41 protein-coding genes are annotated in these 26,754 nt (G+C 31.5%); 8 read left to right on the top strand and 33 right to left on the bottom strand.

Going from position 1 to position 26,754, the window contains the following annotated elements; translation table 11 throughout:
• The first annotated feature begins 155 nt into the window (after positions 1 to 155).
• Both K9L97_02315 and K9L97_02310 read left to right on the top strand, forming a co-directional pair.
• Complete coding sequence (locus tag K9L97_02315; protein ID MCF7871845.1) at positions 156 to 1,868, top strand: peptidylprolyl isomerase; 1,713 nt, start codon at positions 156 to 158, stop codon at positions 1,866 to 1,868.
• Positions 1,869 to 1,944: 76 nt separating this feature from the next.
• On the top strand, positions 1,945 to 2,805 hold the full coding sequence (locus K9L97_02310; protein MCF7871844.1) for an NYN domain-containing protein: 861 nt from the start codon (positions 1,945 to 1,947) through the stop codon (positions 2,803 to 2,805).
• 223 nt (positions 2,806 to 3,028) lie between these two features.
• Here the strand turns inward: K9L97_02310 and K9L97_02305 are convergent, their stop codons facing one another.
• A complete protein-coding gene (locus K9L97_02305) occupies positions 3,029 to 3,262 on the bottom strand; it encodes a hypothetical protein (GenBank protein ID MCF7871843.1) in 234 nt (77 codons plus the stop codon).
• 128 nt (positions 3,263 to 3,390) lie between these two features.
• Here K9L97_02305 and K9L97_02300 point away from each other — a divergent pair, with 128 nt between their 5' ends.
• Both K9L97_02300 and K9L97_02295 read left to right on the top strand, forming a co-directional pair.
• Positions 3,391 to 3,537: a hypothetical protein gene (locus tag K9L97_02300; GenBank protein MCF7871842.1), complete on the top strand. Its 147-nt coding sequence runs from the start codon at positions 3,391 to 3,393 to the stop codon at positions 3,535 to 3,537.
• Positions 3,538 to 3,671: 134 nt separating this feature from the next.
• Entirely contained in the window at positions 3,672 to 3,941 is a 270-nt protein-coding gene (locus K9L97_02295; protein MCF7871841.1) for a hypothetical protein, read from the top strand.
• Between the two features lie 32 nt (positions 3,942 to 3,973).
• Here K9L97_02295 and K9L97_02290 read toward each other — a convergent pair whose 3' ends face one another.
• The 4 genes from K9L97_02290 to K9L97_02275 all read right to left on the bottom strand — a co-directional run bounded on the left by K9L97_02290 (position 3,974) and on the right by K9L97_02275 (position 6,837).
• On the bottom strand, positions 3,974 to 4,738 hold the full coding sequence (locus K9L97_02290) for a hypothetical protein (GenBank protein MCF7871840.1): 765 nt from the start codon (positions 4,736 to 4,738) through the stop codon (positions 3,974 to 3,976).
• A 38-nt stretch (positions 4,739 to 4,776) separates the two neighbouring features.
• Positions 4,777 to 5,457, bottom strand: coding sequence for a TraB domain-containing protein (locus K9L97_02285; protein ID MCF7871839.1), 681 nt, complete (start codon positions 5,455 to 5,457; stop codon positions 4,777 to 4,779).
• Between the two features lie 146 nt (positions 5,458 to 5,603).
• Positions 5,604 to 6,026 (bottom strand): hypothetical protein, encoded by a 423-nt coding sequence (locus K9L97_02280; GenBank protein MCF7871838.1) that lies wholly within the window; start codon positions 6,024 to 6,026, stop codon positions 5,604 to 5,606.
• A gap of 13 nt (positions 6,027 to 6,039) precedes the next feature.
• Positions 6,040 to 6,837, bottom strand: a complete 798-nt coding sequence (locus tag K9L97_02275; protein MCF7871837.1) for a hypothetical protein — start codon at positions 6,835 to 6,837, stop codon at positions 6,040 to 6,042.
• Positions 6,838 to 6,983: 146 nt separating this feature from the next.
• Between K9L97_02275 and K9L97_02270 the strand changes: the two genes are divergently transcribed.
• Positions 6,984 to 7,550: a hypothetical protein gene (locus K9L97_02270; GenBank protein MCF7871836.1), complete on the top strand. Its 567-nt coding sequence runs from the start codon at positions 6,984 to 6,986 to the stop codon at positions 7,548 to 7,550.
• Positions 7,551 to 7,554: 4 nt separating this feature from the next.
• Here K9L97_02270 and K9L97_02265 read toward each other — a convergent pair whose 3' ends face one another.
• The 3 genes from K9L97_02265 to K9L97_02255 form a co-directional block, all read right to left on the bottom strand.
• Positions 7,555 to 7,995, bottom strand: coding sequence for a 50S ribosomal protein L14e (locus K9L97_02265; protein ID MCF7871835.1), 441 nt, complete (start codon positions 7,993 to 7,995; stop codon positions 7,555 to 7,557).
• 47 nt (positions 7,996 to 8,042) lie between these two features.
• On the bottom strand, positions 8,043 to 8,312 hold the full coding sequence (locus K9L97_02260; protein MCF7871834.1) for a 50S ribosomal protein L34e: 270 nt from the start codon (positions 8,310 to 8,312) through the stop codon (positions 8,043 to 8,045).
• A gap of 339 nt (positions 8,313 to 8,651) precedes the next feature.
• On the bottom strand, positions 8,652 to 9,392 hold the full coding sequence (locus tag K9L97_02255) for an EMC3/TMCO1 family protein (GenBank protein MCF7871833.1): 741 nt from the start codon (positions 9,390 to 9,392) through the stop codon (positions 8,652 to 8,654).
• A 118-nt stretch (positions 9,393 to 9,510) separates the two neighbouring features.
• Here K9L97_02255 and K9L97_02250 point away from each other — a divergent pair, with 118 nt between their 5' ends.
• The gene (locus K9L97_02250) at positions 9,511 to 10,680 is read left to right on the top strand and encodes a hypothetical protein (GenBank protein MCF7871832.1); all 1,170 of its coding nucleotides are present in this window, start codon (positions 9,511 to 9,513) and stop codon (positions 10,678 to 10,680) included.
• A gap of 166 nt (positions 10,681 to 10,846) precedes the next feature.
• Here the strand turns inward: K9L97_02250 and secY are convergent, their stop codons facing one another.
• The 25 genes from secY to rpl3p form a co-directional block, all read right to left on the bottom strand.
• Positions 10,847 to 12,181: a preprotein translocase subunit SecY gene (gene secY / locus K9L97_02245; GenBank protein MCF7871831.1), complete on the bottom strand. Its 1,335-nt coding sequence runs from the start codon at positions 12,179 to 12,181 to the stop codon at positions 10,847 to 10,849.
• A gap of 22 nt (positions 12,182 to 12,203) precedes the next feature.
• Complete coding sequence (locus K9L97_02240; GenBank protein MCF7871830.1) at positions 12,204 to 12,650, bottom strand: uL15 family ribosomal protein; 447 nt, start codon at positions 12,648 to 12,650, stop codon at positions 12,204 to 12,206.
• 94 nt (positions 12,651 to 12,744) lie between these two features.
• Positions 12,745 to 13,188, bottom strand: coding sequence for an uL30 family ribosomal protein (locus K9L97_02235; protein ID MCF7871829.1), 444 nt, complete (start codon positions 13,186 to 13,188; stop codon positions 12,745 to 12,747).
• Entirely contained in the window at positions 13,181 to 13,993 is an 813-nt protein-coding gene (gene rpsE / locus K9L97_02230; GenBank protein MCF7871828.1) for a 30S ribosomal protein S5, read from the bottom strand. The genes K9L97_02235 and rpsE overlap by 8 nt, the downstream gene beginning before the upstream one ends.
• A 21-nt stretch (positions 13,994 to 14,014) precedes the next feature.
• Complete coding sequence (locus tag K9L97_02225) at positions 14,015 to 14,530, bottom strand: 50S ribosomal protein L18 (GenBank protein ID MCF7871827.1); 516 nt, start codon at positions 14,528 to 14,530, stop codon at positions 14,015 to 14,017.
• Between the two features lie 2 nt (positions 14,531 to 14,532).
• Positions 14,533 to 15,033 (bottom strand): 50S ribosomal protein L19e, encoded by a 501-nt coding sequence (locus K9L97_02220; protein ID MCF7871826.1) that lies wholly within the window; start codon positions 15,031 to 15,033, stop codon positions 14,533 to 14,535.
• Between the two features lie 7 nt (positions 15,034 to 15,040).
• Positions 15,041 to 15,583: a hypothetical protein gene (locus K9L97_02215; GenBank protein MCF7871825.1), complete on the bottom strand. Its 543-nt coding sequence runs from the start codon at positions 15,581 to 15,583 to the stop codon at positions 15,041 to 15,043.
• Positions 15,584 to 15,599: 16 nt separating this feature from the next.
• Positions 15,600 to 16,148: a 50S ribosomal protein L6 gene (locus K9L97_02210; GenBank protein ID MCF7871824.1), complete on the bottom strand. Its 549-nt coding sequence runs from the start codon at positions 16,146 to 16,148 to the stop codon at positions 15,600 to 15,602.
• Between the two features lie 15 nt (positions 16,149 to 16,163).
• On the bottom strand, positions 16,164 to 16,556 hold the full coding sequence (locus K9L97_02205) for a 30S ribosomal protein S8 (protein MCF7871823.1): 393 nt from the start codon (positions 16,554 to 16,556) through the stop codon (positions 16,164 to 16,166).
• A gap of 10 nt (positions 16,557 to 16,566) precedes the next feature.
• A complete protein-coding gene (locus K9L97_02200; protein ID MCF7871822.1) occupies positions 16,567 to 16,797 on the bottom strand; it encodes a 30S ribosomal protein S14 in 231 nt (76 codons plus the stop codon).
• Complete coding sequence (locus K9L97_02195) at positions 16,794 to 17,318, bottom strand: 50S ribosomal protein L5 (GenBank protein MCF7871821.1); 525 nt, start codon at positions 17,316 to 17,318, stop codon at positions 16,794 to 16,796. Before K9L97_02195 ends, K9L97_02200 begins: the two co-directional genes overlap by 4 nt.
• Before the next feature lie 2 nt (positions 17,319 to 17,320).
• Positions 17,321 to 18,022, bottom strand: coding sequence for a hypothetical protein (locus K9L97_02190; GenBank protein ID MCF7871820.1), 702 nt, complete (start codon positions 18,020 to 18,022; stop codon positions 17,321 to 17,323).
• Between the two features lies 1 nt (position 18,023).
• Positions 18,024 to 18,485: a 50S ribosomal protein L24 gene (rplX, locus tag K9L97_02185; GenBank protein MCF7871819.1), complete on the bottom strand. Its 462-nt coding sequence runs from the start codon at positions 18,483 to 18,485 to the stop codon at positions 18,024 to 18,026.
• 13 nt (positions 18,486 to 18,498) lie between these two features.
• Positions 18,499 to 18,900 (bottom strand): uL14 family ribosomal protein, encoded by a 402-nt coding sequence (locus K9L97_02180; GenBank protein MCF7871818.1) that lies wholly within the window; start codon positions 18,898 to 18,900, stop codon positions 18,499 to 18,501.
• Positions 18,901 to 18,906: 6 nt separating this feature from the next.
• The gene (rpsQ, locus tag K9L97_02175) at positions 18,907 to 19,191 is read right to left on the bottom strand and encodes a 30S ribosomal protein S17 (protein ID MCF7871817.1); all 285 of its coding nucleotides are present in this window, start codon (positions 19,189 to 19,191) and stop codon (positions 18,907 to 18,909) included.
• Positions 19,192 to 19,227: 36 nt separating this feature from the next.
• Positions 19,228 to 19,485, bottom strand: coding sequence for a ribonuclease P protein subunit (locus K9L97_02170; GenBank protein MCF7871816.1), 258 nt, complete (start codon positions 19,483 to 19,485; stop codon positions 19,228 to 19,230).
• A gap of 5 nt (positions 19,486 to 19,490) precedes the next feature.
• Entirely contained in the window at positions 19,491 to 19,796 is a 306-nt protein-coding gene (gene yciH, locus K9L97_02165; protein MCF7871815.1) for a stress response translation initiation inhibitor YciH, read from the bottom strand.
• 4 nt (positions 19,797 to 19,800) lie between these two features.
• On the bottom strand, positions 19,801 to 20,037 hold the full coding sequence (gene rpmC / locus K9L97_02160) for a 50S ribosomal protein L29 (protein MCF7871814.1): 237 nt from the start codon (positions 20,035 to 20,037) through the stop codon (positions 19,801 to 19,803).
• Between the two features lie 2 nt (positions 20,038 to 20,039).
• Positions 20,040 to 20,822 (bottom strand): 30S ribosomal protein S3, encoded by a 783-nt coding sequence (locus tag K9L97_02155; protein MCF7871813.1) that lies wholly within the window; start codon positions 20,820 to 20,822, stop codon positions 20,040 to 20,042.
• Positions 20,819 to 21,580, bottom strand: a complete 762-nt coding sequence (gene rplV / locus K9L97_02150; GenBank protein MCF7871812.1) for a 50S ribosomal protein L22 — start codon at positions 21,578 to 21,580, stop codon at positions 20,819 to 20,821. The genes K9L97_02155 and rplV overlap by 4 nt, the downstream gene beginning before the upstream one ends.
• A 2-nt stretch (positions 21,581 to 21,582) precedes the next feature.
• Complete coding sequence (locus K9L97_02145) at positions 21,583 to 21,963, bottom strand: 30S ribosomal protein S19 (protein ID MCF7871811.1); 381 nt, start codon at positions 21,961 to 21,963, stop codon at positions 21,583 to 21,585.
• A gap of 12 nt (positions 21,964 to 21,975) precedes the next feature.
• Complete coding sequence (locus K9L97_02140) at positions 21,976 to 22,674, bottom strand: 50S ribosomal protein L2 (GenBank protein ID MCF7871810.1); 699 nt, start codon at positions 22,672 to 22,674, stop codon at positions 21,976 to 21,978.
• An 11-nt stretch (positions 22,675 to 22,685) separates the two neighbouring features.
• Positions 22,686 to 22,946 (bottom strand): 50S ribosomal protein L23, encoded by a 261-nt coding sequence (locus K9L97_02135; protein ID MCF7871809.1) that lies wholly within the window; start codon positions 22,944 to 22,946, stop codon positions 22,686 to 22,688.
• Positions 22,943 to 23,965: a 50S ribosomal protein L4 gene (locus K9L97_02130; GenBank protein MCF7871808.1), complete on the bottom strand. Its 1,023-nt coding sequence runs from the start codon at positions 23,963 to 23,965 to the stop codon at positions 22,943 to 22,945. The genes K9L97_02135 and K9L97_02130 overlap by 4 nt, the downstream gene beginning before the upstream one ends.
• A 2-nt stretch (positions 23,966 to 23,967) precedes the next feature.
• Complete coding sequence (gene rpl3p / locus K9L97_02125; GenBank protein ID MCF7871807.1) at positions 23,968 to 24,966, bottom strand: 50S ribosomal protein L3; 999 nt, start codon at positions 24,964 to 24,966, stop codon at positions 23,968 to 23,970.
• A gap of 488 nt (positions 24,967 to 25,454) precedes the next feature.
• Between rpl3p and K9L97_02120 the strand changes: the two genes are divergently transcribed.
• Together K9L97_02120 and K9L97_02115 are read left to right on the top strand one after the other, a co-directional pair.
• Complete coding sequence (locus tag K9L97_02120; protein MCF7871806.1) at positions 25,455 to 25,613, top strand: hypothetical protein; 159 nt, start codon at positions 25,455 to 25,457, stop codon at positions 25,611 to 25,613.
• A 62-nt stretch (positions 25,614 to 25,675) separates the two neighbouring features.
• The coding region (locus K9L97_02115) for a hypothetical protein (protein MCF7871805.1) at positions 25,676 to 26,754 on the top strand (1,079 nt) is incomplete at its 3' end.

Below are 26,754 nucleotides of genomic sequence, written 5' to 3'. Positions count from 1 at the left end.
TAAACTCATAAAAAAACAGCTTTTTAAATTTATCTTTAAAAAAGAACAATAAACTGTTACCATTTCATAATTAGTGCAAACGATAAGTTTAAAAAGACCGGTTACATACAATTATAAAAATATCCTATTATTTTACAAATCAAAGGGTGATAATTGTGGCAAATGATCTATTCAAAGACGTAGATGAATTAACAGAAATAGAATACGACTCAGATTTATATCCAAAAAGAAAAAGTCAAGCAGAATTAGATCTTGAAACTGAATTAAAAAAAGATTCAAAAGAAATAGAAAAAACAGAACAAAAAACAGCAAAAAAAACAGATTCAGAACCAGAAAAAACAGAACAAAAAACAAAAACAGAAATGAAGACTTCTAAAAAAACAGCGCCAAAAAAGAAAAAATTCCTAAAAGATAATACTGAAACTAAAGAAGAAAAGAAACCAGAAACTAAAGAAGAAACAAAAAAGAAAGAAAACAAAAAATCAAAGAAAAGTGAGCCTGAAGAGCAATCAAAGAAAAAAAGAACGGAACCGCAAACAATAATTCTAGAAGATGAAGAAAAAGGAAACTGGGCAATAGTTGCTGCTAGTTCATTAGTTATAATAGCAATAATAATAGCATTATACTTCGCATTCAACGCAGCACAAACAAATACTCCTGCAGACAAAGTACTGGCATTAGTAAACAACGAACCAATATATCAAAGTCAAATTGATTTTAGAATTCAAAGCCTAAGCAGTCTTGGTGCAACAACCGTAAATGAAGAAATCATACTAAACCAAATAATAGATGAAAAACTAATATTGCAAGATGCAGAAAAACAAGGGATAAAAATCACAAAAAATGAAGCAGAAAAACAGTTGCAAGAAAGAATGTTGGAAACAGGAATAGAAATAGAAGAACTAAAAACTCGACTCGCAGAACAAAACATGGAATACGAACAAATGGTAACTTTCTATCAACAAAGCATGATCGTTAATGAATACATAAATCAAACAATAATTCCTACAATAAACACAAGTGAAAAAATACTAAAAACATACTATGAAGAAAACAAAAATTTATTCAAAGTCCCAGAACAAGCACAAGTAAGACACATATTAATACTATTCACAGACGAAAATGAAACTGAGACATACACTAAAACAAAAGACATACAATTGCAAATAAATGAAAATGCGACAAATTTTTGCGACTTAGTTAAAGAATACACAGAAGACATAGCAAGTAAAGAAACATGTGGAGAATACAACTATACAATGAATGATCCATTAGTGCCGGAATTCAAAGAAGCTGGATTTACAATGGATGAAAAAGAAATAAGACTCGTAAAATCTCAATTTGGGTACCATATAATGCAGAAAATAAAACAAATACCAGAAACAACAAGAACTTTTGAGGAAGTAAAAGAACAAATAAAATTGGGAATACAACAACAAGAAGTAAACAAGAAATATGATATGAAAGTTGAAGAACTCAAAAAAGATGCAATTATAGAAATATATACGGATGATAAAGAAACTGAAAATACAAGTCAACAAATTCCAGAGCCCAACATCCAACCAACAGACACAGAAGAAACAAATGAAACAGAGTCACAAAAAACAACGCCTAGCTTAACAGACTGCATATCACAAAAAGCAACAATGTATACAGTTTATTGGTCTCCAGATAACGAAAAACAACTAAGTTTTTTTGAAGACGAAGCAGATAAAATAAAAATAATAGAATGCGATAAGGAATCAGAGAACTATGATACAATCTGTGAAACAAAAGACATAAGAGCATACCCTGCTTGGGAAATAAATGGAAAGATATACAATGGAATACAAAATATTGACAGATTAAAAGAATACACAGAATGCTAAATACAAACATTTTTATTTTATTAAATTAATTCTAATATTTATACTTAAAAAAAAGAGGAATAATAAATACAAAAAAATGAAAACAAACATAACGCAATCAGTAGCAATTTTATGTGATGGAAATAACATTGAAAGAAGCATACAAGCTCAAACACAATCAAATTCTATGTTGAATTTTGACGTAATAATCCCTAGATTATTAAATGGAAGAGGACTAAATAGGCTTATATATTTCAGAGAAGGAAGACAAATATCTTCAAAATTGGCGGATCGATTACATGAAAACTTTTTTGGATCAGTAGTTCCTTGTCATAAATCAGCAGATATACCCCTTTCTATAAAAGCAACACAATTAGCAAGCAAAGTCGATACAATAATAATTTTAAGCGGAGACTCTGATTATATTGATTTAGTAAGACACTTAAAAAGCGAGGGTGTAAGAGTGGAAATCTCGGCAGTGAAGGACAATACTGCAAGAATACTGCTAGAAGAAGTGGATTTTTTTCATCCTATAACAAAAGAAGATTGGTTTGAATATAATAAGCCAGTTAGACAGCAAAATTTAAGTTATAGAAACCAAAAGACTTCTTATCAAAACTACAAACCACAAAACTATAGCAATTTAAACTCTAATAAACCAATTGCACAAACAACAGAGGCAAGTCAAAGATTTGACAACATAGAAACAATAAAACAAAAATTAGAAGCCAACATGCAAACCCCTGAATCTAAAAAAATAATGATATTAGAACAACCACCTGAGCCTAAACAAATTAAACAAGCACAGGATACCTCACAAAATAATGTTGAAAAGGACATACAAAATACGAAAAATAGTCCAAAAGAAGAGTCTAAAACAGTAAAAAAAACAAAGAGTAAAAAGAAAATAACTAAAAAGAAAACTGTGAAGAAAAGCGAAAAGGACGTAAAATCATGAATAATTTGAAGTAAGACTGTTTTTTTATTCATAAATACTGAAAATTCTTGTTCAGGGCTACTTAAAAACGAAAAAGAGGCGTGTATCTATCGCGCAAAAAATGATATTCTAAGCAGCTTATATCTATTCAGTCATACTATTTGTTAATTCATACAACAGTTTTATAATAATGCAAAAAAGTTAATTACCATATTGAAAACAAATATTTTAAAAAAAAAAAGAACTATTTTCTTCCACGAGCCATTTTAGCCTTAGAAACATCGCCTTCTTTATCAACAAAATACAAAAAACCGGCTTCTTTTTTAATATTTGCCTTGCTAACAACTTCCGGTTTCTTCTTTTTACCCTTCAAAGCGCCCCTTACCATGACCGCTCTTGCAACATCACCATTCTTATCAATAAAATAAAGATACCCAGTTTCTTTTTTTAATCCGAGTTTAGCAACTTTTTTTGACATAATAACACCCTCCTATAAAAATATGAATATAATAATTACAAAAAACCTAATATTTAAATCTTTTCAAAAAAACAGGGCGTGTCCCAAATATCTGTATTACCCTAGAGTTCAATTGAGAGAAACACAACGTGGAACACGTTAAAGATCGGTGTTTCTTAGTAAAAACCTTAGACTGCAAAGCAGCTAACAATACTTTGCAATACGAAAAAGAAAGACCTGAAGAGACACTCCAAAAAACAATAGTTAATGAAACAACCTTTAATTTTTTTTACTAAAAATGCTCATACCCTATAAAAACAAGTTTTTTATCCAAAAAAACTCAATACTACGCAACACACTCTAAATTATAAGCGTGACAAACATCTTTAAAACCAAAGAAAATATTAATGCGATAAAGTTCACAGACTAAATGGTTGTTATAAAATTTTTAGGTTTTGTTGATATCATAGCTGCAATAATAATAACATTATTCAATTTTGAACTTGTGCCTCTTAAAATATTTCTAAGCATATTTCTCTATTTAATACTGAAAGGATTAGCATTTAGAGGAGATTTTGCAAGTTTTACAGACATAGGTATCGCAATATACATGCTTTTAATGTTAATATATCCAATCACAATAATTACACTCATTTGCTCTTTATTTTTATTTCAAAAAGGAATATTTTCTATGCTTTAAGCAAAAAAACAAGATAAGCGGCATCTTAGGTTTCAATGTAATTTAGGAACCATATATTTCTTAAACCACCAAGCTAACAATAAAGCAATAATAACAGCAGAAATATATATCCAAACATTCCAAGATGCTAGACTGGCAGAAATCATGAACATAAACACTGCACAAAAAAAGAAATAAATTAACCAACCAATTCTGGACTTTATAAGAACATTTATCCCGTTCATATAAGGAAGGGGAAGACTTGTAAAGAACAAAATTAAACTTCCGAAAATAATCGCCCACTTAATTATAGAAAATCCCGTCAGGGCATAAAATGGTATAAAAAACAAAATTAAAAAAAGAAGCACTATTGGCCCTGTTAATCCCACAATAGTCATGTCTTTTATATTTATACTTCTTCTATGTTCGCCCAGCCTAAGTCGAGGCACATCTATTATTGAAACATTACCTAAGTACAAAATAACTAAGAAAAATAAAACTGGTGATGGAAAAAACATTAAAGAATACATAGTTAAAAAAAATCCGAGTAAAGGACCATATTTCCATATTTCATATCTTCCATGATACCCTTTAGTCGCCGCAATAAATTTTTGAGACGCTACAAAAACAAAATATAATATGCTAAATATTAATGTAAAACCAACAAAATAAAGTACTGCTGAATCAAGAGTTTCTGCAGCAGCTAAATGCCTTGAACTGAGAAGAAAACCTGCAATTATTACAGTTATTAAAAAATTTCTGAGTTCTTTAGTTTCAAAACTCAAAAATGCTTTCCAACCCTGGTTAAGTCTGAACATGATTCTTAAATTAGATAAATAATATATAAATCTGATGGTTAAATCAGATTAGATGCTACTAGTTTCTCTAAAGAGCTAGTCATTCCTTTTTCATGACCTGCACCAACAATTGCCAATATTTTTTTATCAGGGTTGTTTTTTAGCAATAAAAATAATTTTTTTGCCATAAATTTATTTCTGTCTGCTAATAAAACTTTGTGAAACCCGGGGTATCTTTTTTCCAGTTGCAACATCATCTTATCAATTATTTCATTCGATGGCACTTTATTTAAATCAATAGATATCTTTTCTTGTTTTCTAAAAGGAGCGGACAATATATCCCACACAATTTTCATTTTTTCAGAAAATTTAACTTCTTTTCCTAGTTTTAAAGTTATAGAAACTTCTTGATCTATTAATGCCAACGCTAGCTTATTATTTTTAGCCAATCTCGCGCCCAGGAGCATTTCCTCTCCCGGAATTACACCGACCAGTTTTCCTATATGCTTTTGCACCAATTTACCTATTATTGCAAAAATAAACCCAGTTATACCTATACGAGATATATCTGTTATTGAGAGGGAACTTTTAGCATTATTTGATAAAGCATAAAACCTTTGTCTGTCTAATTCTATAGCGATTATGTCAGGGGAGAATTCTGCGAAAGCAGTTTTTATTTTATCTTGTGATTCTTTTGCAACGTGGCTTGTGCCTACAACTCTAAGTCTGATTATGTCCATAACTACACGAAAGAAGTCTTTAATTTTAAATTTATGTGTTAATATATCTTTATTTTAAACATTATTTGAATTTTTTTGTTTTAAAAGAGTCGAAATTTATAAATTTATACTCTTTAATTCTTAATAGAACACACTCTAAAAACAGTTTACTTGTAACTGTCTAACATATTAATTATTTTTTGTTCATATACACCACATAATTTTTCTGTGAAAATTATTCTAGGAGATAACTCTTTAGGCGTATCTAGTTTTTTAAGATAAGGTTTTAATTCATCTGCTAAATTAGATATTAAACTAATTATTTTTACATTATCACTAAGATCGAAAGAATTCTTGTTTTTTGATATATAATATATAGATTCAGAAGCTAAATCATCCATTATATTGTCTATTCTTTTAATAGGGTCCGTTAGGGACCAGTGATTTATTTTATTAAAAGGTTTGTTTAAATCAGTAGGTGAAATAAAATTTAGAAGTTTATCGTAGTTTTCATCAATAATTTTTTTAAGATTAGAAATATGATCCTTATTTAAATTTTCATCTTTGAAATATTTAGTTGATTCGAACATTCTTTCTTAAAAATTATGCTTTTATTTTTATGGATTTCCAAGCTAACTCGAATAACTGTTGAAGTGCTGATGCAAACAAAGGGGTGTTTACCCAAATTCCAACATCGTATGTAGGATGTACTTCGGCATCATTTGCTAGCATGAAAAGGACTGATTTGTTATCAGAGATGCAAAATCTTGCATTGATATTTATATTTCTTATTTCTGCTATTTGTTTTAGTTCTTTTATTTCAGGAGTTTCTTTTTTTATTGGTGCTCCAATCATTATCTTTATTCCTTTAGCTTTTGCTTTTTTTAAATTTTTTAGTAAAATGTCTGCTTTTCTTAGTAATCCTTCCTCGCTTGTTACTATTACAAGAGATTCTTCTGATTCTTTTATCATCATGTTTATGTGATCATAAAGTGAATCTCTTCCTTTTACAGCGCCGGAAAGATCTGTTGGGTCTACCATTTCAACCCCGTTTTGGTGAAGCTGTATTAAATCGTTTAATATTTCTGAATCTTTGATTGTATCTATTTGTTTTACGGTCCTTTCAGATTCTTCTCTTACATTTTTCTTGACTCTATCAAGAACTTCTTCGGGTGGTACTGCGATGTATTTTATTGGTTTTCCTATTTTCATTACGACAAAACCTTTTTTTTCTAAAGATTCTAAAACGTCATAACTTCTACTTCTTGGCACATTAGCTATGTCTGAGAGTTCTCCCGCAGTACTAACGCCTCTTGACAAAAGAGCAGTCCATATTTTTGCTTCATAGCTATTTATTCCGAAATCTTTAAGTTTGTTCAAAAAGTCTTGTTTTACTAGCATTTTATACATCACCTTTATTATTAATTTTGATAAAAAGAGAAATGCGTTATCATTTATAAATGTTTGCGTATGTTACCATTCAAAAGTGAATAAAATGGAAAGTTTTTTATAGTCTATCAGTTTAAGTGCCCTTTAAGGTGGTTCATATGCAACAAGAAGAACAACTTATGGAATTCCGATTCGAAGAAAATTTTGCAGAGAAATATTTGGGAACAATCATAGATTATGTACAAGAAAATATGCAGCATAAAGGGTATGAATGTGATATAAAAAACATTTTAGCAAAATTAGCTAAGATGCGAATAAGCCCAGAATTAGAAATTACAAAACACATACCGTCTGATGAAAATTCACTATACGACACATACAATTTAGACTTGAAAGATTTAAATGTCACAGAAGAAGTTGCTCAATTCGAAGAAAAACTAAAACCCCTAGAAATTATAATAAGCTTGCCTAACACTGAGCAAACACTTCAAACAAAATTTTACCAGATAAAAGAAAACGCGGTTATAGATAACAAAATATTTGAAGAAATCATGCAACTAAGCAGACTACTTTATCGTGCGGAATCTGCAAACAACCAAAAAGATGTTTTCTTTACAAACAAAGCATTGAATATTAAGTTCGAAGAGTATTTGATAAGTGGACAAACACTAAGAGAACAAGCAGCAGAATATGCAAACAAACAAAGTAATCAAAAAAGAACATAAAAAATTAATTTTCTTTTTTGCCGCCAGAAAGCTCTTTTTTAACTTCTTTTTCAGCTTCCGTTTCTTTAGTTTCTTCTTTTTTAGCTAGTTTCTTTGTTGATTCTGTCTTTTTTGAGGCTTTCTTCATCTCTTTAGTTTGTTTGGGTTGTTTTTCTTTCTTTATTTTCTGTTTTTTAGGTCTTTTAGTTGATTTTTTTGGACTTGTTTTTTTAACTTCAACATTTAACGTTTTAAACGCTTTAATAACTTCATCTGTTGAAGCATCTTTTTTAATATCAAGCAAAGTATCTACTGGTTCCAAATGTTTTACATTGCATTTTCTTCTTCTTGTTTGACCATCAATCAATACAAAAGAATCATCTATCTCATTTATTATGACGCATAATTGTCCTGCATCTCTTCCAGCTATTTTCATACAAACTCTTCCGACATTCATCATTTTCATCACCTTTTGACCCTTTAGAAATCTTCTGCGTCACCGCAAAAGCAGGTCTATAATTCTAAATTTCTTGCTTTATTTTTCATTAGCTTTCTTGTAGCTTCTGAAGACAACACACCACCATAAGGTCTTTCTGGTCTCTTGCTTGATTTAGGCATCTTCTTTAACTCAAAAGGAAGTGCTCTTGGAACTCCTTTGAGTTTTTGACCAGTTTCTGGACAAGTAGGTGCAGAAGGTTTCTTTCTTTGATAAGAGGTCTTTGTACCTGAAACAACTCTTACCTTAACTCTTCTAAACGTTCTTGATTTAGTTTTGTGTTGCATACATTTTGGGAAAGAATGTCTATTTATAAAGCTTATTGTGTGATGCTATAATTATCAATTTGTCCAGATTCATAAGAAGTTACATTTATCTATTAATAGCTATAGAAATTTTTAAGTATTAACTCTCTTTATTTTACTTTTTGCTTTTTTATGAGTTTTTTCTCTTTCTTTGATTTAACCGTATTTTTTGTGTTCTTATTTAGTTACTTTGTCAAAAGTCATCATTTTTTTATTGTGATTATATTATTTTACTACATTTTAGGATTCTTATTCGCAATAATTACGCACAATAATTAATCGCACATTATTTTTTAAAGAACAATTCTTTTTTTAAGAAAATTATGCGATTTTTAGTAGTTTTCTTAGACCTATACTCATAACTACAGATAGTAAAATGTAGCTCCATAACCAATCTAACCCGCCTATTATGGGGAGTCCTTGGAAAGGCTTTACTTTTTTGTTACTTATTTCAATTTTTTCTAATTGACCAGAATATGTTTGTGTTGGAGAAACATATTTTTTACTATTTGTTACTAATACTTCTTTTGTTTCCTTAAAGCTCTCGCCTTCTATTAAGAAGTTGTAGGTTCCCTCTTCCTCTGCATTTATAATCCATCTTAATTGTTTGCCATCAGGTTGAAAATCATTGTCTAATTTCATTTTTATTGCTTTGTCTGCTGTTAGTTTTGTTTCATTTAGTGTTCCCATGTAGTTTTCATCAAAAGTTGCCGTTATCGCGAAAGGAACTCCTGGTTGTATTGGTTCAAATGCGAGTGTTGAGGACATCCAACTTAATATTAAAAGCAAAGGTATGAATGTATAAAGCATTGGCTTAAAGCTTTGTTTCATTAAATCCATGTTTTTAGACATCATTTCTTGTTGTGTTTTTAACATTTTTTTCTGATCGTCTTTGTATAATTTCATCTCTTTTTGGAGTTTTTTAACGTCTGCTCTGTGTTGCTTTATTTTCTTTTGATCAGTTGTATATTTGTATGTAAGTGTAGAAATAAGAGTTACAATTAACGAAAGAATAACTATGAGTAACCAATAATCCATATTTAATATTGTTTCTAAAACCATTTTTTAACCCTTTGATTTCGTTTTAGAATGTTTAACCATTTATAAGGTTTTTGAGTGTTTATCCCTGGCTGTGATTTTATTCGACAACATTATAAATAATTCTTTCGATTGCTTGTTTATGGATGAAAAATTGAAATCTAATATCTGGAAATTTTTTCTTATCAAGTTATGTAACAGAAGGAATTATATTCCTATTCTCTCTATTTATTTTCTGACATTACCGGATTCAACTGCTCAGCAGATTGGTTTATATGTTGGTATTGGTTGGTTAGTTGGTTTCCTTGCAGAGATTCCTTCCGGTTATGTTGCTGATTTGTTTGGTCATAAAAAGACAATAATTCTGGGAAAAATATTCATGCTTACTTCGAGTTTGTTGTTTGTTTTGGGAAATTCTCTTATTTATTTTATCTTAGGATCGTCATTTATTGCATTGGGTTTTGCCTTTTCTTCAGGGACTTATAGTGCATTTTTGCATAATACTTTGATTGGTCTTAAAAGAGAGAAAGAGTACGGAGTTCTTCATGGGAAGATTGATGCTAATGTTTCGTTGGCTTCTGCTGTAATGATTCTTTCATTACCTTTTTTGACTGAGATTTCCATTGTGATGCCTATTATGGCTTATTTAATGCTTGATGTTTTAGGGTTGTTGCTTAGTTTCACATTGTTTACTCCTGTAATAAAATATTGTGTTGAAGATAAAAAAGGAGAAAATATTTTGTCTCAATTAAAAAAATTCAAAGGAACTGGTTTTTATCTAACTTCAATATTTTTCGGTTTGCTTGGTGGTTTATTGTTTGGTTTGACGCCCTACAAAGAGCCATTTGTTCAAAGCTTAGGAATGCCAGTTATTTTTATTGGGAGCATTATGGGTGTTTCGAGAATAATATGGTTTTTAGTAGGACATAATCTGAAGCTTTTGAAAAAAATCCCTATAAAAAGACTAATGTTGATTGAAATATTTGTTTTTCCTGGATTAATTATTTTTGCATCTCAAATCACTAATCCTTATTTTGTTGCGGCAATATTTGCTCTGCTTATGGGTTATTATTTTGGTAGGATGTCTTTAATAGAAGAGTATTATATTGATAATTTTCTTGTGAACAAGCGATTTAAGGCAACTATGCTTTCTATAAAGCAGCAGATCAGAAAACTTTTTGATACTATTATTATTTTTTCTGTCGGTTTTTTGATGGTTGAATCTTATAGCTTGGGTTTTTTTGTGACTGGAATTATTATTTTGATTTTGCTTATCATATTGTACGTTATTGTTAGAAAAGTAATGAAGTGAATTAGAAAGTTAGAACTTCGTGAAATGAAAATTTTTGTTAAGGGATCTTACTTTGTCTTCTTTTTTCTGAATCCTGACAGCTGCATTCCCAGATTTAAATTTTACTTGTGCTAAGCGAATTTTTGAGCGCGCACCCACAATGAGTAGTATATGCGTAACTATAAATTTAGAATTTCATGAATTTTTTCATCAATGGGTTCATGTCGTACATATGTTGTTTTGCGATATCTTCATATAGCTTGTATATTATCATTACTGTTAATAAGAGGCCTGTTCCTGTTCCTATTGCTCCTGTTAGGTCTGCTAGGGTTGCCAGTATTCCTATGCTTATTCCACCCATTACAGTCAAGGGAGTTATATATCTTTTGAGCATTCTTTCTAGCACTCTTTTGTCCCGCCTGAAACCAGGGATTTGTAATCCTGAATTTATCATTTGTTGTGCTTGGCTACTTGCGTCTAGGCCTGAGGTTTGAACCCAAAATATACTAAATACTGTAGCGCCTACCATATAGATTACCATGTATATTGCTGCTTGTCCTATGATTGTTAATGAGCCTGCACTAAAAAGTTGTCCGTCAAATGCTGCTTGGAGTATATTTGGGGCTTGTATCCAGTTAAATATTGGTTGTAGTGTAGGCCACATTTGGCTTAATAATTGAAAATTTGCTATAAGTGCGGATACTAAGATTATTGGTATTACATTTGCGTATAAGAAGTTTAGTGGCCATCTTATTCCGTGTCCTGCAACTCTTCCAAAACTTAAAGGAATCTCTACTTTCATTGCTTGAACATATACAACTATTAAGTATATTATCACAGTTGCCAATATTATTGTGAAGCTTGATAATATTACGTCTGTGCCTGTTTGTGTGAATAGTGCGGATAGTATTGCTATTATGTGTCCTGATGGTATGCTTGCTGCTTCGCTTGTTAGTGGGTTGAATAATTGTAAGAATATTTGTTGGCTTACTCCTGCTGCTATAAAGAGACTTATTCCTGATCCAAAGCCATATTTGCTTACTATTTCGTCCATGAATAGTATGAATAATCCCCCAATAATTATTTGTAGAATTACTATTTCTGTCATGCCTGGTTGTGCTCCAAGGGCTCCTGTTATTACAAATATTATGGATTCTAGAATTATGAAAAACACGCTTAGTAGTTTTTGAAGTCCTTGAAATCTTCTTTTTCCTTGTTCCGAGCTTAAGTCAAATTTTACTAGTCCTGAGCCGTTTAATAATTGAAGTACTATGCTTGCAGTAACTATCGGGCCTATTCCTAGGCTTACTAGTGATCCGAAGCTCGCTCCTAGTATTGTTGATAAGAATTCGAATTGTGCTAGTGTATTTTGTCCTAGACCATATACGGGTACTAGGCCTAATGCGAAGAACAGGACCAGGATTATGGCGGTCCATCTAACTTTTTCTGAGAATGCTAATTTTTTTTGTGTTGGTGGTTTGACTTCGGGGAGTGCCGCTATTAAGTTGTCTAAGAAAGACATTTTTTCTTACCGTTCCTTTTTTTTAAGCGTTTGGAAGATTTATTTTTCCGCCTGCTTCTTCTATTTTTTTTATTGCTATTTTTGATGCTTCTAAAACTGTTATTTCGTATTTTGTTTTTGTTTTTCCAGCACCGAGTAATTTTGTGTATTTTAGAGCTGTTAAGTCTAGTTTTATTGTGTCTCCTGTTTTTGTTGCTTGCCCGTTATTTAATAATTTGTCTTTTTGAAGTTCTAGGTCTGATATGTTGATTGTGGTTGTTGTTTTTTGGTTTATTGGATGAAAGCCGTATTTTCCGAAGTATTTGGTGTCTTTCCAGTACATTGTTTTTTTTGCGTCTCCTTTTTTTCCGGATCCTGCTTTTCCTCTGCCTCCTCTGTGTCCAGCGCCTCTTCTTTTTTTCTTTTCGCCGCCACCGTGAGTCCAGCTTCCTCTTGCTCTGCTTAGTTTGCTTCTTTTATTGTGAACCATTTTTTACTATCCTCTTAATTCGTAGTTAAAATCTATTGTTTTTGTTGGGCTTGATGAATATTGATATTTATGTTCGTTTGACATTTTTAATTTTTTATAGCATTTTTTTGATTAGTTCGTTGATTTTTTCTTTTCTGTATCCTAGTACTCCACCTTTTGTGAATGGTGTTTTTATTCCTTTTCTTTCAAATCCTCCTCTTGGAGGGTGTAGTGCGTAGTATTTTTTGTTTGTTTTTCTTTTTTCGTTTAGGAGTTTTTTAGTTTCTTGGTTTATTTCTCCGTATGTTATGTAGTCTTTTGTTTTTTTTAGCATTCCTTCTGTTTGTTTAGTTTTTGGTATTATTGTTAGTTGGTTTTGATTTTGTAGGTTTAGCATTTTTAGGGTGTCTTTAACTTCGTATGTTACGTTTATTAGACCTCTAACTAGCAATACTGCGTATTCTTCTCCTGTTTGGGTATTGTTTTTTGAACTTTGTTTTTGTGTGTTTTGAACCTTTTCCGTTTTTTCTGGGTTCTGTTTGTTTTTTTCTTCACTCATTTTGTTCTAGCCTCAGTCTTCCTTCTTGTATGCTTAATGTTTCTGTGTCTTGGGGTCTTGTTTTTGTTTTGATTAGTTGTTTTAGTGATTTTTCGCATGCTTTGATGAGGTTTATTTTGTTTTTTGTTTGCCCTTGACTTTTTGCCCAAATGTCTTTTATGCCTGCAAGTGCTAGTATTTTTGCACATTCTTTTTCTACGCATAAGCCTTTTCCTTTGGGTGCTGGCATTAGTTTTATTTGTACGGAGCCTACTTTTCCTTGTACTGCGTATGGTATGCTTGTTGGTTCTTTGCTGTTTGAGGCCCAGCTACCTGATCCTCTGCTGATTTTGAATATGTTTAGTTTTGCGTTTTTTATTGCTTTTTCTCGTGCGGGAACTGTTTCTTTGCTTTTTCCTAGTCCTAGGCCTATATATCCGTTTTTGTTTCCTACTACTGCCATTGTTGTGAATTTTGGTTTGTTTCCTTCTCTTGTTTTCTTTTGTGTTTGTCTAAATATTCTTCTTTGGCCGCCGCCAAATTTTCCTTTAGCTTGTCCTATTAGTAGTAATTCTGATTCTAATTCTGGTAGTAGTGAGTCTACTATTTCTGGTTCTAAAATTGTTCTTCCAGAATCTATTATTTGGTCTATGTTTGTGATTTCTCCAGATTTTACTTTTTTGCCTAGTTCCGTTTTGGGAGTCCAGTTTTCTACAATATTTGTTTCTATTTTTTCTACTTTAGGCGATTCTTCGTCTATTGGTTCTAGTACTTCTGGTTGTTCTTCTAAATCTTCATTTTTTTTTGTTATTTTCTTTTTAGGCATGCTTGATCACTCGGATTTTTTTTAGTTTAGTATTTGTTTTTTTGTTTTTTCGAAGTCTTCTTGTATTGATTTTGCTTTTTCATTATGTTGTGCTATGTGTTTTCCTGTTATTCGATCTTCTGAGGGGAATATTTCTTTTGAGGCTGGTATTTTTAGTCCGCCGTCTATTGCTCCTTTCAGCGCGGAGTATATTCTGTTTCCTTTTTTTGGTGTTTGAAGCCCTAGGTCAAGTATTGCTTCTGTTATTTGGTGTTTTTGTGCTTCTTTTGCTAGTATTAGTCCTGTTAAGTATGCTGCAGGTAATGTTTTTGTGTCATGTTTCCAACCTGTTTTTTTGAGGTCTGCACTTCCTGTTGTTAGTAGTATTTTATCTCCATCTGGATTATATGTTGCTATTTGCATTATTATTTGTGTGTTTGTTCTTCTAACGATTAGTCTTTTTTGTCTTCCTTTAAGTAGTTCTAATCTTCTTTTGTAGTTTGTTTTTCCGTTTCTTTTCCTTCTGTACTGTACTGTGTATGTTGTTTTTGATGCCATGATTATTCACTTTTTGTATTTTTTTTGTTTGTTGATTGTTGTTTTTTTGGTTTGGATTTGGATTGTTGGAATAAATTGTGGTCTTCTAAGTATAGTTTAATGTGTCTTTTGTTTCTGAAGTATCCGCCTTTTGACTTTTTGTATATTTCTCTGTATGTTTCTTGTGTTATGTTTTCGTTATCTTTTAGTTGTTTTATTAGTTGTCTTTGCGATCTTATTTTGTTCATCCATTCTTCTTTTTTTGGTAGTCTTGCAGTTCTTTTTCCTTTTTTGCTTCCAGGACCTTTTTGTTTTCCTTTGCTTTTTTGTTTTTTTATTTTGTTTGCTCTGCTTCGACTTATTCCTTTTTCGTTTTGTTTTGTGATTGCTTTTTCATCTATTAATTGTCTTATATCTGTTTTGGTTATTGCTTCTTTTATGTCTGCTAGTCTGTCTGCTGCGAATTTTATCCTTTTAGAGGATGCTTTCATTAATCGTGATGCTAGTCTTTTTTGGATTTTCATTTTATTTTCACTTTGCTTTTGTTAGTATTTTATCTTGTTCTTCTTTTTGTTGCTTTTTTTTGTCTTCTTCTGTTTTGTTTTCTGTGGTTTGAGTTTTTGATTCTGTATTTTTCTTGTTCTCTTTGTCTTGTTTTTGCTTTTCTTTTAGTTTTTGTTCTCTTTGTTTTGCGGTTTCTTGTTTCTGTTTCTGTTTCTGTTTTGTGTTTTCTTCGTATTTTTTTAGGTTTAAGTTTTGTATTGTGATGTTTAGTTTTTTTGCTTCTTCAATTATTTGTGTTTTGTTTTTTCTTCCTAAGTTGGGTATTGTTATTGTTTGAGTTTTAGGATTTATTGTTTTTAACTCTTCTATTTTATTTACGCTTACTATTAGTAGTCCTTGTTTGTTTGTGTTTTTTTTGGTTTTTTCTGTTCCATACCCTGGTTTGACTGTTGCTGCGTGTCCTTTGACGTGCAGTCTTTTTTTATTTTGGAGTCCTTTTGGTTTTCTCCATTTCATACCTACTTTTGTTTTTTTGTGAGTGTCTTTTCTTAGGAATTTTTTTGGTTTCATTTTCTCATCCTTGTAATTATGCTATTTTTTTTCCGTCTTTTTCGGTTATGTATATTCCGTCTTGAAATATTCTTTTATCAAATCCGGGTCTTTTTGTTAGTTTTTCTATACTTGCGGCTGTTTGTCCTACTAGTTCTTTGTTTATTCCGTCTACTTCTATTGTGTCTCCCTTTATGTTGACTTTAGCGCCTTCTTTTATTTTGATTGTTCTAGGTACTTTTTCTCCTATGAAATTTTTAATTTCGAATATGTTTCCTTTTAGTGCTACGTTCATTGGAAAGTGTCCTGAGCATATTTTTAGTTTGTAGTTGTATCCTTCTTTTACTCCTTTGATCATATTTTTTATGTGTGCTCTTGTTGTGTGTAGTTGTGCTTTTTGTTTTTTTCCTGATTTTTGGTAGCTTAGAGTGATTGTTTTGTTTTCTATTTTTATGTTCATGTGTATGTCTGCTAGTTTTCTTTGGTTTTCTCCTTTTGGTCCTGTTACTTTTAGGATTTTTCCTGTCATGGTTATTTGACAGTCTTCAGGCATTTCAATTGTTACTTCTTGCTTGTTTTCTTTCATTTTAATCTTTTATTTTTAGTATGCATAACTTATTAGTTTGCCGCCTACACCTTTTTCTTTTGCTTGTTTGTGAGTCATTAGACCTTGGCTTGTTGATATTATTAATATTCCAAAATCTTTTGCGGGTAGGAATCTTTTTTCGTATTTTTCAAATTCGTCGTATTTTGTTTTAAATCTTGGTTTTATTACTCCGCATTTGTTTATTGAGCCAAGAAGATTTATTTTTAGTATGTTTCCTTTGCCATCTTCTATTTCTTCATGACTTCCTATTAAGTGTTCTTCTTGCATTATTTTTAATACATTTCTGATTAGTTTTGAGTTGTTTTTAGTGGTCATTTCTTTTTTGCCTAGTTTTTCGTAGTTATATATGTGACTTAGTACATTTGCTAGTGGATCGTTTAGTGTCATTTTTTTAGCCTCATGAATATTTTTTAAATCCTAATTTTGTTGCGAATTGCCGGAATGTTTTTCTGCAAAGGTTGATTCCGTATTTGTGTATTACTCCTCTTGTTGCGCCGGTCATTCTGCATCTTTTTTTGTATTTTCCTTGATCTCTTTCTTTTGGTATACTATATTTTTTGTATTTAGCGTATTTTCCTGGTTTTTTTTGTATTTGTTTTAATACTTTAGTGTGATCTGCTTGAGTCATTCTTCGTCACCTGTTTTTGTTTTGAATGTTTCTTTCATGAATTGTATTGCTTCTTCTTTGTGTATTCTGTGTTTTTGAGGTATTTTTTTGTTTTGCAGTTTTCTGTTTTTTATTCTATATCCTGGTCTTTTTAGGGTTATTGTGGCTTGTAAGCCCATCATTCCTATTTCTGTGTCATATTTTGCGCCTTCTATATCTATGTATTCTGGTATTCCAAAGCTTATGTTTCCGTTTTTGTCAAAACTGGATTCTTTTAGTGTGTTGTCTTTGGCGCTTAGTAATCTAGGTATTATTTTTTGTGCATCTTCGTTTCTAAGTGTTAGTTTTGTTCCTATTGCAAGCCCTACTCTTAGTCCCCATCCTTGTATTCTTTTTTGTGTTATTGTTTTTATTGGGTCTATTCCTGTTAGGTTTTTGATTAATTTCTGTCCTTTTTCTAAGATTTTTTGGTCTTTCCCTGCACCTATGTTTAAGGTGACCTTCTCTATCCTTATTTGCCTCATCGGGTTTTTTTCTGTCATTTTTATGCTTCGATTGTTAGTTCTGGTTTTTTATTTCCTATCATGATTATGTATGATTTTTTTGTTTGTATTGTTTCGTCTTTGGTTTTTATTTTTATGTGTTGGTCGGTTATTTCTTCTATTGTGCCTGTTTTTCCTGCGTGTTTTCCTGTGTAGATTAAGGCTAGATTTCCTTTTTCTCTTTTTATGCAGGATTCAATTTTTTTTTCTGGTAGTTTTATTATTAGTGTGTCTCCTGTTTTGTATTCGTTTATTTTTTCTGTATTGTCTAAGATGTTCATTCCACTTAGTGTGTTTATTTGTGTTTTTCCATTTTTGTTTGTGGTTTTGTTTTTTATTATTGCAAATGTTTTTTTGGTTTCGTCGCCTTGTATTTCTTTTGCAGATAGTTTTCCTTTTTTGTCTATGATTATTCTATAAGTTTTATTTGTGTTTGGTATTGTTATTAGGTCTAAGAATCCTACTTGTTGTTTGTGGTTTCTTTTTCTCTTTCCGTTTATTTGTACTTCTTGTTTTGTTAGTAAGTATTTTGTTTCTTTTGTTGTTGCGGTTGTGTTGGTCATTTCTTTTAGGAATGTGTTTAGTGATATTCCCATTTCTTGTGTATGACCCGCAGCCTTTGGTCTAGTTATGAATGTTGTGTTTTTTCTTAGTATTCTCCATGTTTTTGGCATGGTTAGTCTTTTCATGTGATTTTTGACCATTTTATTTTCCCTCTGTAACAGTTTGTTTTGTGCTTGTTGTGCTTGTTTTCTCGTTTTTTTGGGTTTTTGATTTTGAGTTTTGTGTGTTTTGAAGTAGTTTTTGTTTTCGTCTTTTGTCGTCGAGGTTTAGTTCTGTTATTTGTAGGTTGTTTGCCCTGTGTGGAACTCTTGTTTTTGAGCCATCTTTTTTTGTTATTTCTATTTTGGTTAAGTAGATTTTTCCTGTTTTTAGGTTTAGTTCCTCTACTTTTGTTTCTTGGCCTTTAAATTTTCCTCTTAGTATTTTGACTTTGTCTCCTTTTCTTACAGTTGTGTTTCTTGTTCCATATTTTTGTCTTAGTTCTTTACTTAGGTTTGTTGATTGTAGTTTTTGTTTTATGTGTAGTGGAGCGTTATGTAGGTATTTTCTTTGTTTTCTTGTTTGTTTGCTGTGTTTCCACGTTGTTGAAAATTTTGTTTTCATTTTTTTATTCTCCTTATATGATTATGTTTGCTATTTTTGCGATTCCTGGCCATCTCTCGCATGCTTCTTTTGCTATTGGGCCTTTGAATATTGTTCCTTTTGGATTGCCTTTGATGTCTTTTACTACGACTGCAGCGTTATCTTCGAATTTTATTCTTGTTCCGTCTAGTCTTCTGTATTCTTTTTTTTGTCTTACTATTACAGCTAAGACTGCTGTTTTTCTTATGTCTGGTTTTCCTTTTATTACTGATGCTTGTACTAGGTCTCCCACTCTTGCTTCAGGCATTCTTCCTTTGATGGTTTTTCTTCCTTTTACAGCGAAAACCTTTAGGACTTTCGCGCCACTGTTATCGCAGGTTCCTAATACAGCTCCGTGAGGGAGCGCTTTTGATATCGTTGCTTTTACACTTTTCATTTTTTATCAGTTTTCTTCTTCGTTTTGTATTATTTTTAGTACTATGAAATTTTTTGTTTTGGATATAGGTCTTGTTTCTGCTATTATTACTTTGTCTCCTGTTTTTGCGTTTATGTTTTCGGGGTTGTGAGCTTTTACTTTGGTTTTTCTTTTTTCGTATCTTTCATATTTTGGGTCGTATTTTCTTCTTTCCCATTCTACTGTGACTGTTTTGCTCATTTTATCGCTTACTACTGTGCCTGTGAATTTTCTTCCTCTGATGCTTAGTGGTTTTTCGTTCATTTTTTTCATCCCTTGAGACCTTGTGAGGTATCAAAATTTATTTTTTTATGTTTTGATTTTGATTCTTTCTTCTGGTTTTTTTGTTATTTTGTTTCCGTTTATTGTTTTTTCATTGATTTTGAATTCTTTGTTTTGTTTTAGTATTGTTATGATTTTGTTTTCTTTGTTTTTTGTGATTAGTTGTATTGTGAATGTGTTTTTTGTTTCGTTTATTATTTTTCCTATCTTTCCTTGATGTTGTTTATCGTTTGATTTTGTTATTTCTATTTTTTTTCCGATGTATTCTTGTTGGTGTTTGTTCATTGTTTTTATTTTTCTATTTGATCTGGTGCAAATCCGAGGGTAACCAGTTCTTTTCTTATGTCTTTCATGTGGTCGCCTTGAAGTTCTATGTGCCCTTCTTTGGCAGTTCCTCCGCATGCGAATTTGTTTTTTAGTTTTTTTGTGATTTCTTTTATGTTGACTTCGTGTTTGTTTATTCCTTCAACCACAGTGTATTTTTTTCCGAATTTTTTCTTGATAATTTTTATTGTGATTTTTTGACTTTCTTTTGTGATGTTATCCCAAGCGCCTAGTTCTTTGGGCAAGCCTGTTATTGGATCGATTTCTGGCATTTACTTATTTTTCCTCCTTGGATTTTGTTTTGGTTTCTTGCAATTTTTGTTTTAGTTCTTGTTCGTGCTGTATTGTTTTGAGTCTTGCAATTATTTTTTTTATCTGTTTTATTCTTCCTGGGTTTTTTGGTGGAGTTCCTGTTGCTGCTTGTCCTTGTAGTTGTATTAACTCTGATTTCAGCTCTTTTAGTTTTTTTGGGAACTCTTCAGGTTTTTGTGATCTTATTTCTTTTGATTTCATTTTTATTCTTCTGTGTTTTTGTGATTTTCTTTCTCTGATTTTGGAACCTTATTTTCTTCTGTTGTTTTGGTTGTTTTTTTCTTTGTTGCTTTCTTTTTGGTTGTTTTTTGTTTTGTTTCTTTTTTTTCTTTTTCTTTCTCTGTTGTTTTAGTTTCTTCTGTTTTCACTTCTTCTATGATTGTTTGTGGTTCATCTAATAGTTCTATTTTATCGGGTAGTTTGGTGGTTCCTGGCATGATTGTGACTTGTATTCCTACGATTCCTGATTTTAGTCTTGCTATTTGTTGAGCATTATTTACGCCTGATATGCTTATGTCTCCACATTTTTTTAAGTATCCTTGGTAGAATCGCCATGTTTTTGCTCTGCTGCTCGGGATTTTTCCGCTTATTAGTATTTCTACACCTAGTGCTCCTGAGGACATTACTGTGCTCATTGCTTTGTGTCCTACGCCTTTGAATCTTGCAGGTCCGTATTTTTCTAGTGAGTTCGCAATCATTTCTGCAGTTATTGAAGCGTCTGCTCTTGGATCTAGTAGTTCTTCTATTTCTATTTGCGGGTTTTCTAATTTGAATATTAGTTTTAGTTCTTTTGTTAATCTTGTGATGTTTGAGCCTCCTTTTCCAACTACTAGGCCAGGTCTTGAAGCTGTCACTACTATTTTTTCTCCGAGTGGTGTTCTTTGTAGTTTTACATCGCTTAATCCTACTCTACTTAATTCGTTGAATAAGTATTTTTTTATTTCAAATTCTTTGATGTTTTGAGCTACAAATTTTCTTTCGATCATTTTTTATCCTCTGTGTTTTTTTCAGTGATTTTTGGTTCTGTATTTGGAGTGTTGTTTGGTTCTGTGTTTTTCTTGAGTTCTTTATCTTGTTTTAATTCTTCAGTTTTTTTTTCATTTGGGCTTTCTTTTGATTCGGACAGATTTTCTTTTTTGTTATCGGAAGTTTGTGTTGATGAATTTTGTTTTTGTTCTGATATTTTTGTTTTGTTCTCAGTTTTGGAAGTTGAACTCGAAGCTGATTTTGGAGTTTTGTTTTCTACTGTGCTAGTTTTTTGTGCTGGCTTTGCTTTTTTGTTTGCTTTTTTATTATCTTGTTTTGTTTCTTCTTGTTCTTCAACAACTAGTTCTAAATGTGTTCTTTTGTATTTTCTTCTTCGTTGTCTTCCATAGTGGAATTGATTGCTTGCTTTGTTTGCTAATAAATGTATTATTTTTAGATTTGTTGAAAGTCCCTTTGCTTGAGCATTTGCTTCTACTGATTTTATTAAATCTAGGAATTCTTCTGTTGCCTTTTGAGGAAATCTTCCAGTACCTATTCCTGAGCCTGCTCTGTGTCCTAAGCCATTTGTGAATCTTGTGAACGGTATTGCTGTTTTTTTCTCTAGTACTCTGTTAAGTATTGTTTTTGCTTTTTCTGTTGTTTTTCCTTTTAGGAATTTTGCCATCTCTATTGAAGTTTTTGTGCTTATTGATGCATCTTTAACTAGTGCTCTAGCCATATTTTCTTTCAATTCCTTATATGCGTATTTGTTGTCCATTTTTATCTTACTGATACGTTTCCTGATGATTTTGTTGCGCCTACACCTGGTGAACTGTGTCCTACTTTTTTCCTTGATAATGCTAATTCTCCCAGATAGTGTCCTATCATTTCTTGTTGTATTATTATTGCTTGAAATTCTTTTCCTGTGTGTATTTGAATTGTTTTTCCTACCATTTCAGGCAATATTATCATATTTCTTAAGTGTGTTTTTATTGTGCTTTTTTTGTTTAATTTTATGAGTAAAGCTTTTTCTTCATCAGAGAGTCCTCTTTTTAGTTTTCTTCGTTGTCTTGATGGAAGTAATTCTGCAACTTCTTTCTGGGATAATTCTTGAAGTTCTTCAAGGGTTTTTCCTTTGTATGTGAATTGTTTTTTTGCCATTTTATTTTAACCTTATTTCCTTCTTCCAGTTCTTTTTGCTGCAATCATACCAACTTTTCTTCCTGGAGGTGCATTTCTTGATGTTGGTTTTGCTTTTGATTTTCTTAAGCTTCTTTTATTTCCGAATGGATGTGCTACTGCATTCATTGCTGAACCCGACACTATTGGATAATATTGATTCTTTGATTTTGCTATGTGATGTTTTTTGCCTGCTTTCATCAGTGGCTTTTCTGTTCTTCCCGCTCCTGCAGCCACTCCAATCATTGCTCTGCATTCTGGATGGAAAAGTTTTTGTTTTTTTGAAGGCAATATTAATGTTATTGCTTTTGGAGTTTTACTTACTATTTTCGCGCTTGCTCCTGAACTTCGTACGAATTTTCCTCCGTCACCAGGTCTTCCTTCTATGCAAAAAACACTTGTTCCTTCAGGTATGTCTTTTAGTGTTAGTATGTTTCCTGCTTTTATATCTCCGTTGTTTATTGTGAATTGGTCTCCTAAGCACACGCCTTCTGGAGCGATTAATAAGGATTTTGATCCGTCGTCATATTTTGCTTCAATTAGTGGTGCTGAGTGTCCCGGACATCTAACTAAATTGTTTACGGTATATGTGTTTTTTTTCAGCATTTTTATTTCGCCTTTAAATCTGAAGACTGGTTTTCTGAATCTTCCTGATCCTTTTCCTCTTCTTTGCTGAATTAAGTTTTTTCCCATTTATTTACACCTTACATTAATCCTAATTTTGTTGCTATGTCAATTGCTGGTGTTTCCATTGAAAATTTGACATATGCTTTTTTTCTTCCTTTTGTATCCATTAATGTTTTTACATCTGTTATTTTAACATCAAATTCTTCTTCTATTGATTGTTTTATTTGCTGTTTGTTTGCTGTTCTGGTCACAACGAATATTAACTTATTTTCTGATTCCATTAGTTTAATACTTTTTTCTGTTGCTAATGGATATTCTATTACGTTGTCTTTACTCATTCTTGTGCCTCATTGTCCTTTTTTGTTTGAGTTTTTGAAGATAATGTTTTTTTGTTTTCTTTATTGTCTTTAGGTTCCTTGATTTTCTTAGGTTCTTTGACTTCTTTGGTTTTCTTATTTTCCTTTTTTGGTTTTGATGGTTTTAGTGATTTTGGTTTTATTTCTTTTTTTTTCTTGACTTTTGTTTCTGCTGTTTCTTCTGATTTGTATTCTTTTGTAAATAGTTTTTTTTCAGATAATGCTTTTATTGCGGATTCTGTGAATAGAGTCACTCTGCCAGGCGCTGCACCTGGAGCAAGGTTTTCTGTATTTAGTTTATTTAATAATATTACATCTATTCCCGGAATGTTTGTTGCGCCTTTAATCAAATCGCATTGTGTATCAGTCACGATTAGAACGCCTACTTTTTTCTTATGTCTTCTTCCTCTAAGAGTTCCTTTTCCAGCTCTAACTTTTGAAATTTCAGATCTTATAAGTTCATCTTTGAATCCTAAATTTATTAGTTCTTCTTTCACAATTTTTGTTTTTGATAATGATTTGAATTCATCTGAGATTGCAAACGGATAGTCTGAAGGGATCTTATGTCCTCTTGTTTTTACAAGTTCCGGAATTATTGTTGCTGACAATGCAGATCTTATTGCTTTTCTGTTTTCTATTTTGTTTACTTTTTGATCCCATATTTTATCAGCTTTTGGAGGATGAGCTCTTCTTCCTCCAACGGTTTGAGGTGCAAATGCGCCAGTATAATTGAATCTTGTTCCTGATCTACTCATTACTTTTCTCGGAGTTCTTGATTGTCCTATACCATATGTTCCCCTGTATTTTCTTCTTCTTTTGCTTAATTGCGCAGAAACATTTTTCCCTGATTCTGGATCTGCACCATATGCTTGTCTTCTATTTGCTTGGATTGCTAATACGGCTCGTTTTATTAGATCTTCTCTTACTGGCTCTTTGAATTGATTTGGAAGAGCAAGTTCGCCTTTAATTGTATTTTTTAATCCTTTAATTTTGATATTCATGTTTATCTTCCTTGAATGCTAGCTGTACTTATTTTTTTTATGCCTTGAACATTAAATTCTGGCTTTTTGTTATTTAGTCTGATTGGTTCTGTCAAGGTTATCAGTCTTTTTTTAGGACCTGGTATTGAACCTTGAACAAGAACATAACTCGTATTTAACAAACCATAGTTCACAATGCCTCCTTGAGGATTTACTTCTTCTGGTTTGTCTGAAATTTTTAGAATGAAATTGTTAAATTGTGTTCTTTGATGATACCCCATTTGACCTGCATGAGGAACCCTATACATAACGTGAGCTTGTCCAGACCAGCCTCCTAAGGAACCTACAGATCTTACTCCTTTTTCAGACTTGTGGCTCTTTAGTCCAATACCGAATCTTTTAACAGGTCCCTGATATCCTTTTCCTGTAGTTATAGAATGTGAATCAACAAATTGACCCTCTTTAAAAACATCTTGAATAGAAACTGGCTTATCCACGTGGTCTTTTATCCACGCAATCTTTTCTTTGATAGAACCACTTAAATTAACCTCAAATATTTCTGGTGTTTTTTTAAGTTTAGCAATTTTTGGTTGAGTATATATTTGGATAGAAACATCAACTAAATTTTCAGTATCTATATTATCTAATTCTTCTGTTGTGGCAAATGTTTTTTTTGGAACGTTAGTTTTTCTATTAAGTTCCTTTTCTGATTTGAAATTTAATTGATTTACAACGACAAGTTCTTCATCATCATTTTTTCCATATAATCTGATACTTGCAATTTTTATTGGAGGACATTCCAAAATTGTTACCGGAACTTGAGAAACAGTTTTTGAAGTTCTTTTATTTTTATCTGAACCTTCAGCCATGACGTGAGTCATACCTGCTTTGTATGCAGGAAATGCAAGAAGTTTTGTTTCTTTTAATATAGGAACCGATCTGACTCTTGCATATTGCCTTTTAGATCTGACTCTGGGCCAAACACCCATGCTTCCGGACCTTGGTTTTTGTGGTTTTCCCATTTTTTAACTCTGAACATATTTTTTAGTGTATTTTTTGATTTTGAACGAAAGTATCAACTTACAAGATTTACTTAGTGTTACAAATTCATTCAAAATACAAATCATAAATCCGATTTGAAATTGCTTGAATCATTTGTGTTTTGTAAACACTCATCTTGTTTTAATGATGATTTTTTGATGATGTTTTAGTCACCTATTATTGGAATTAATCTTTAGAAGCAAAAAGCTTCGAAAAATCCCTTTTCAGGCGATGTTAAGTTGCAAGACGTATTAAGTCTTATTTACAACGTTTTTTGGGAATTGATGAGCCTTTAAAAAGGTTTGTATTGACATTAAACAAAATTCTTTCGATTTACAAGACCAAAAAAAGACCAAAAAAACAACATTTAAATATTGAATATTTAAATAAAATAAATGAAAGTACTTATTAAGACCTTATTTAAGTACTCTAAATTCATAAATCTAAAAAAAAGAAAATAGAAAAAAACATGACAAAACAAAAACAAATCAAAATAACAGTATCTGAAAAGGCAGATAAACTAATAGAAAAAAGAGCAAAAAAACTAGGAATGAACAAGGCTTCTTACTGTTATAATCTAATTTTCGAAAAAATCAGAAAAGAACTAGAAAATGAGGAAGATAAATGACTAATCAACATAAAACAAGCAAAAAAAACAAACAGCACAATGCAAAAATTAAACCTTAAAAAATGAAAAATAAATTAAGAAAATACAAATACCTTGAAAAAAATAAAAAAATAGAACTCGCACTACTAGGATTAACATTCTTAATACTGTTTGCAACAGCGATAATACTGCCTGAAGCACTCACAGGAAAAACAATATACTTTGAAAATATAAACGGAATACTAGAACTAAACCGAACAATAAACCAAACAGACAACATACCTCTGAGCATAGAAAATGTGACAAGCATCACAATAAAAGGCAAAATAAACAACAAAACAAAAGCAACAATAATAGCAGAATTTGAAATAGGAAACCACACAATATACACAACACAATACAAAGAAAAACAAAAACTCACAGCATTTGCAACAAAAACAAACACAGACAAAACAATAAAACTGGAATTACCATCAGAAACGAAAATGACAGAAAACCAAACAACAAACCAAACAGACAACAACACAAACACGACAATAAACGAAACAGGCACAAAAGAACAAGAAGAAACCACACTAACAACAAACCAAACAGACAACAACACAAGCACGACATTCCTGATAGAATCCGCAGAAAACAACAATCAAAGTTCTGAACTTAACACAACATTCGAAATAACAGAACCAATACCAAATCAAAATCTCAAAAAAATACACATAATAATAGAAGAAGGAGAAATATACCTAGAAACTATAACAATACAGTTCCAAAAAGACATAATAAAACAAACAAAAAAATTCGAAAATACAGAAATACAAAAAGGACAAAACAAAACATACAACCTAACAGAGTACTTCCAAGGAGACAAACTGTTCTATGATTTCACAAGCTCAAAAAATTACGACTACGCAATAAACCAAGAAATTCTAACAATAATAGCAAAAAAAGAAAGCACAACAACAGCAAGAGTGTATGCAAGTAACGAAGACACAACAATAAACGCCAACGAATTCAATGTGACGGTAATTGAAGCTTCCGAAAAGAAAGATAATAAAACGCAAAAACCAGACAACAAAACCCAACCAATAACTCCAACAACACCAACAACACCAAACACTGAAAAAATACCACAAAAAATACTACAAAAACTCCAAGAAAAAGG

This window comes from Candidatus Woesearchaeota archaeon, assembly GCA_021735165.1.
Taxonomy (GTDB): Archaea; Nanobdellota; Nanobdellia; order Woesearchaeales; family 21-14-0-10-32-9; genus JAIPET01.
The sequence above is the reverse complement of the archived record's forward strand: the minus strand, read 5'-3'. Positions and strand labels throughout refer to the sequence as shown.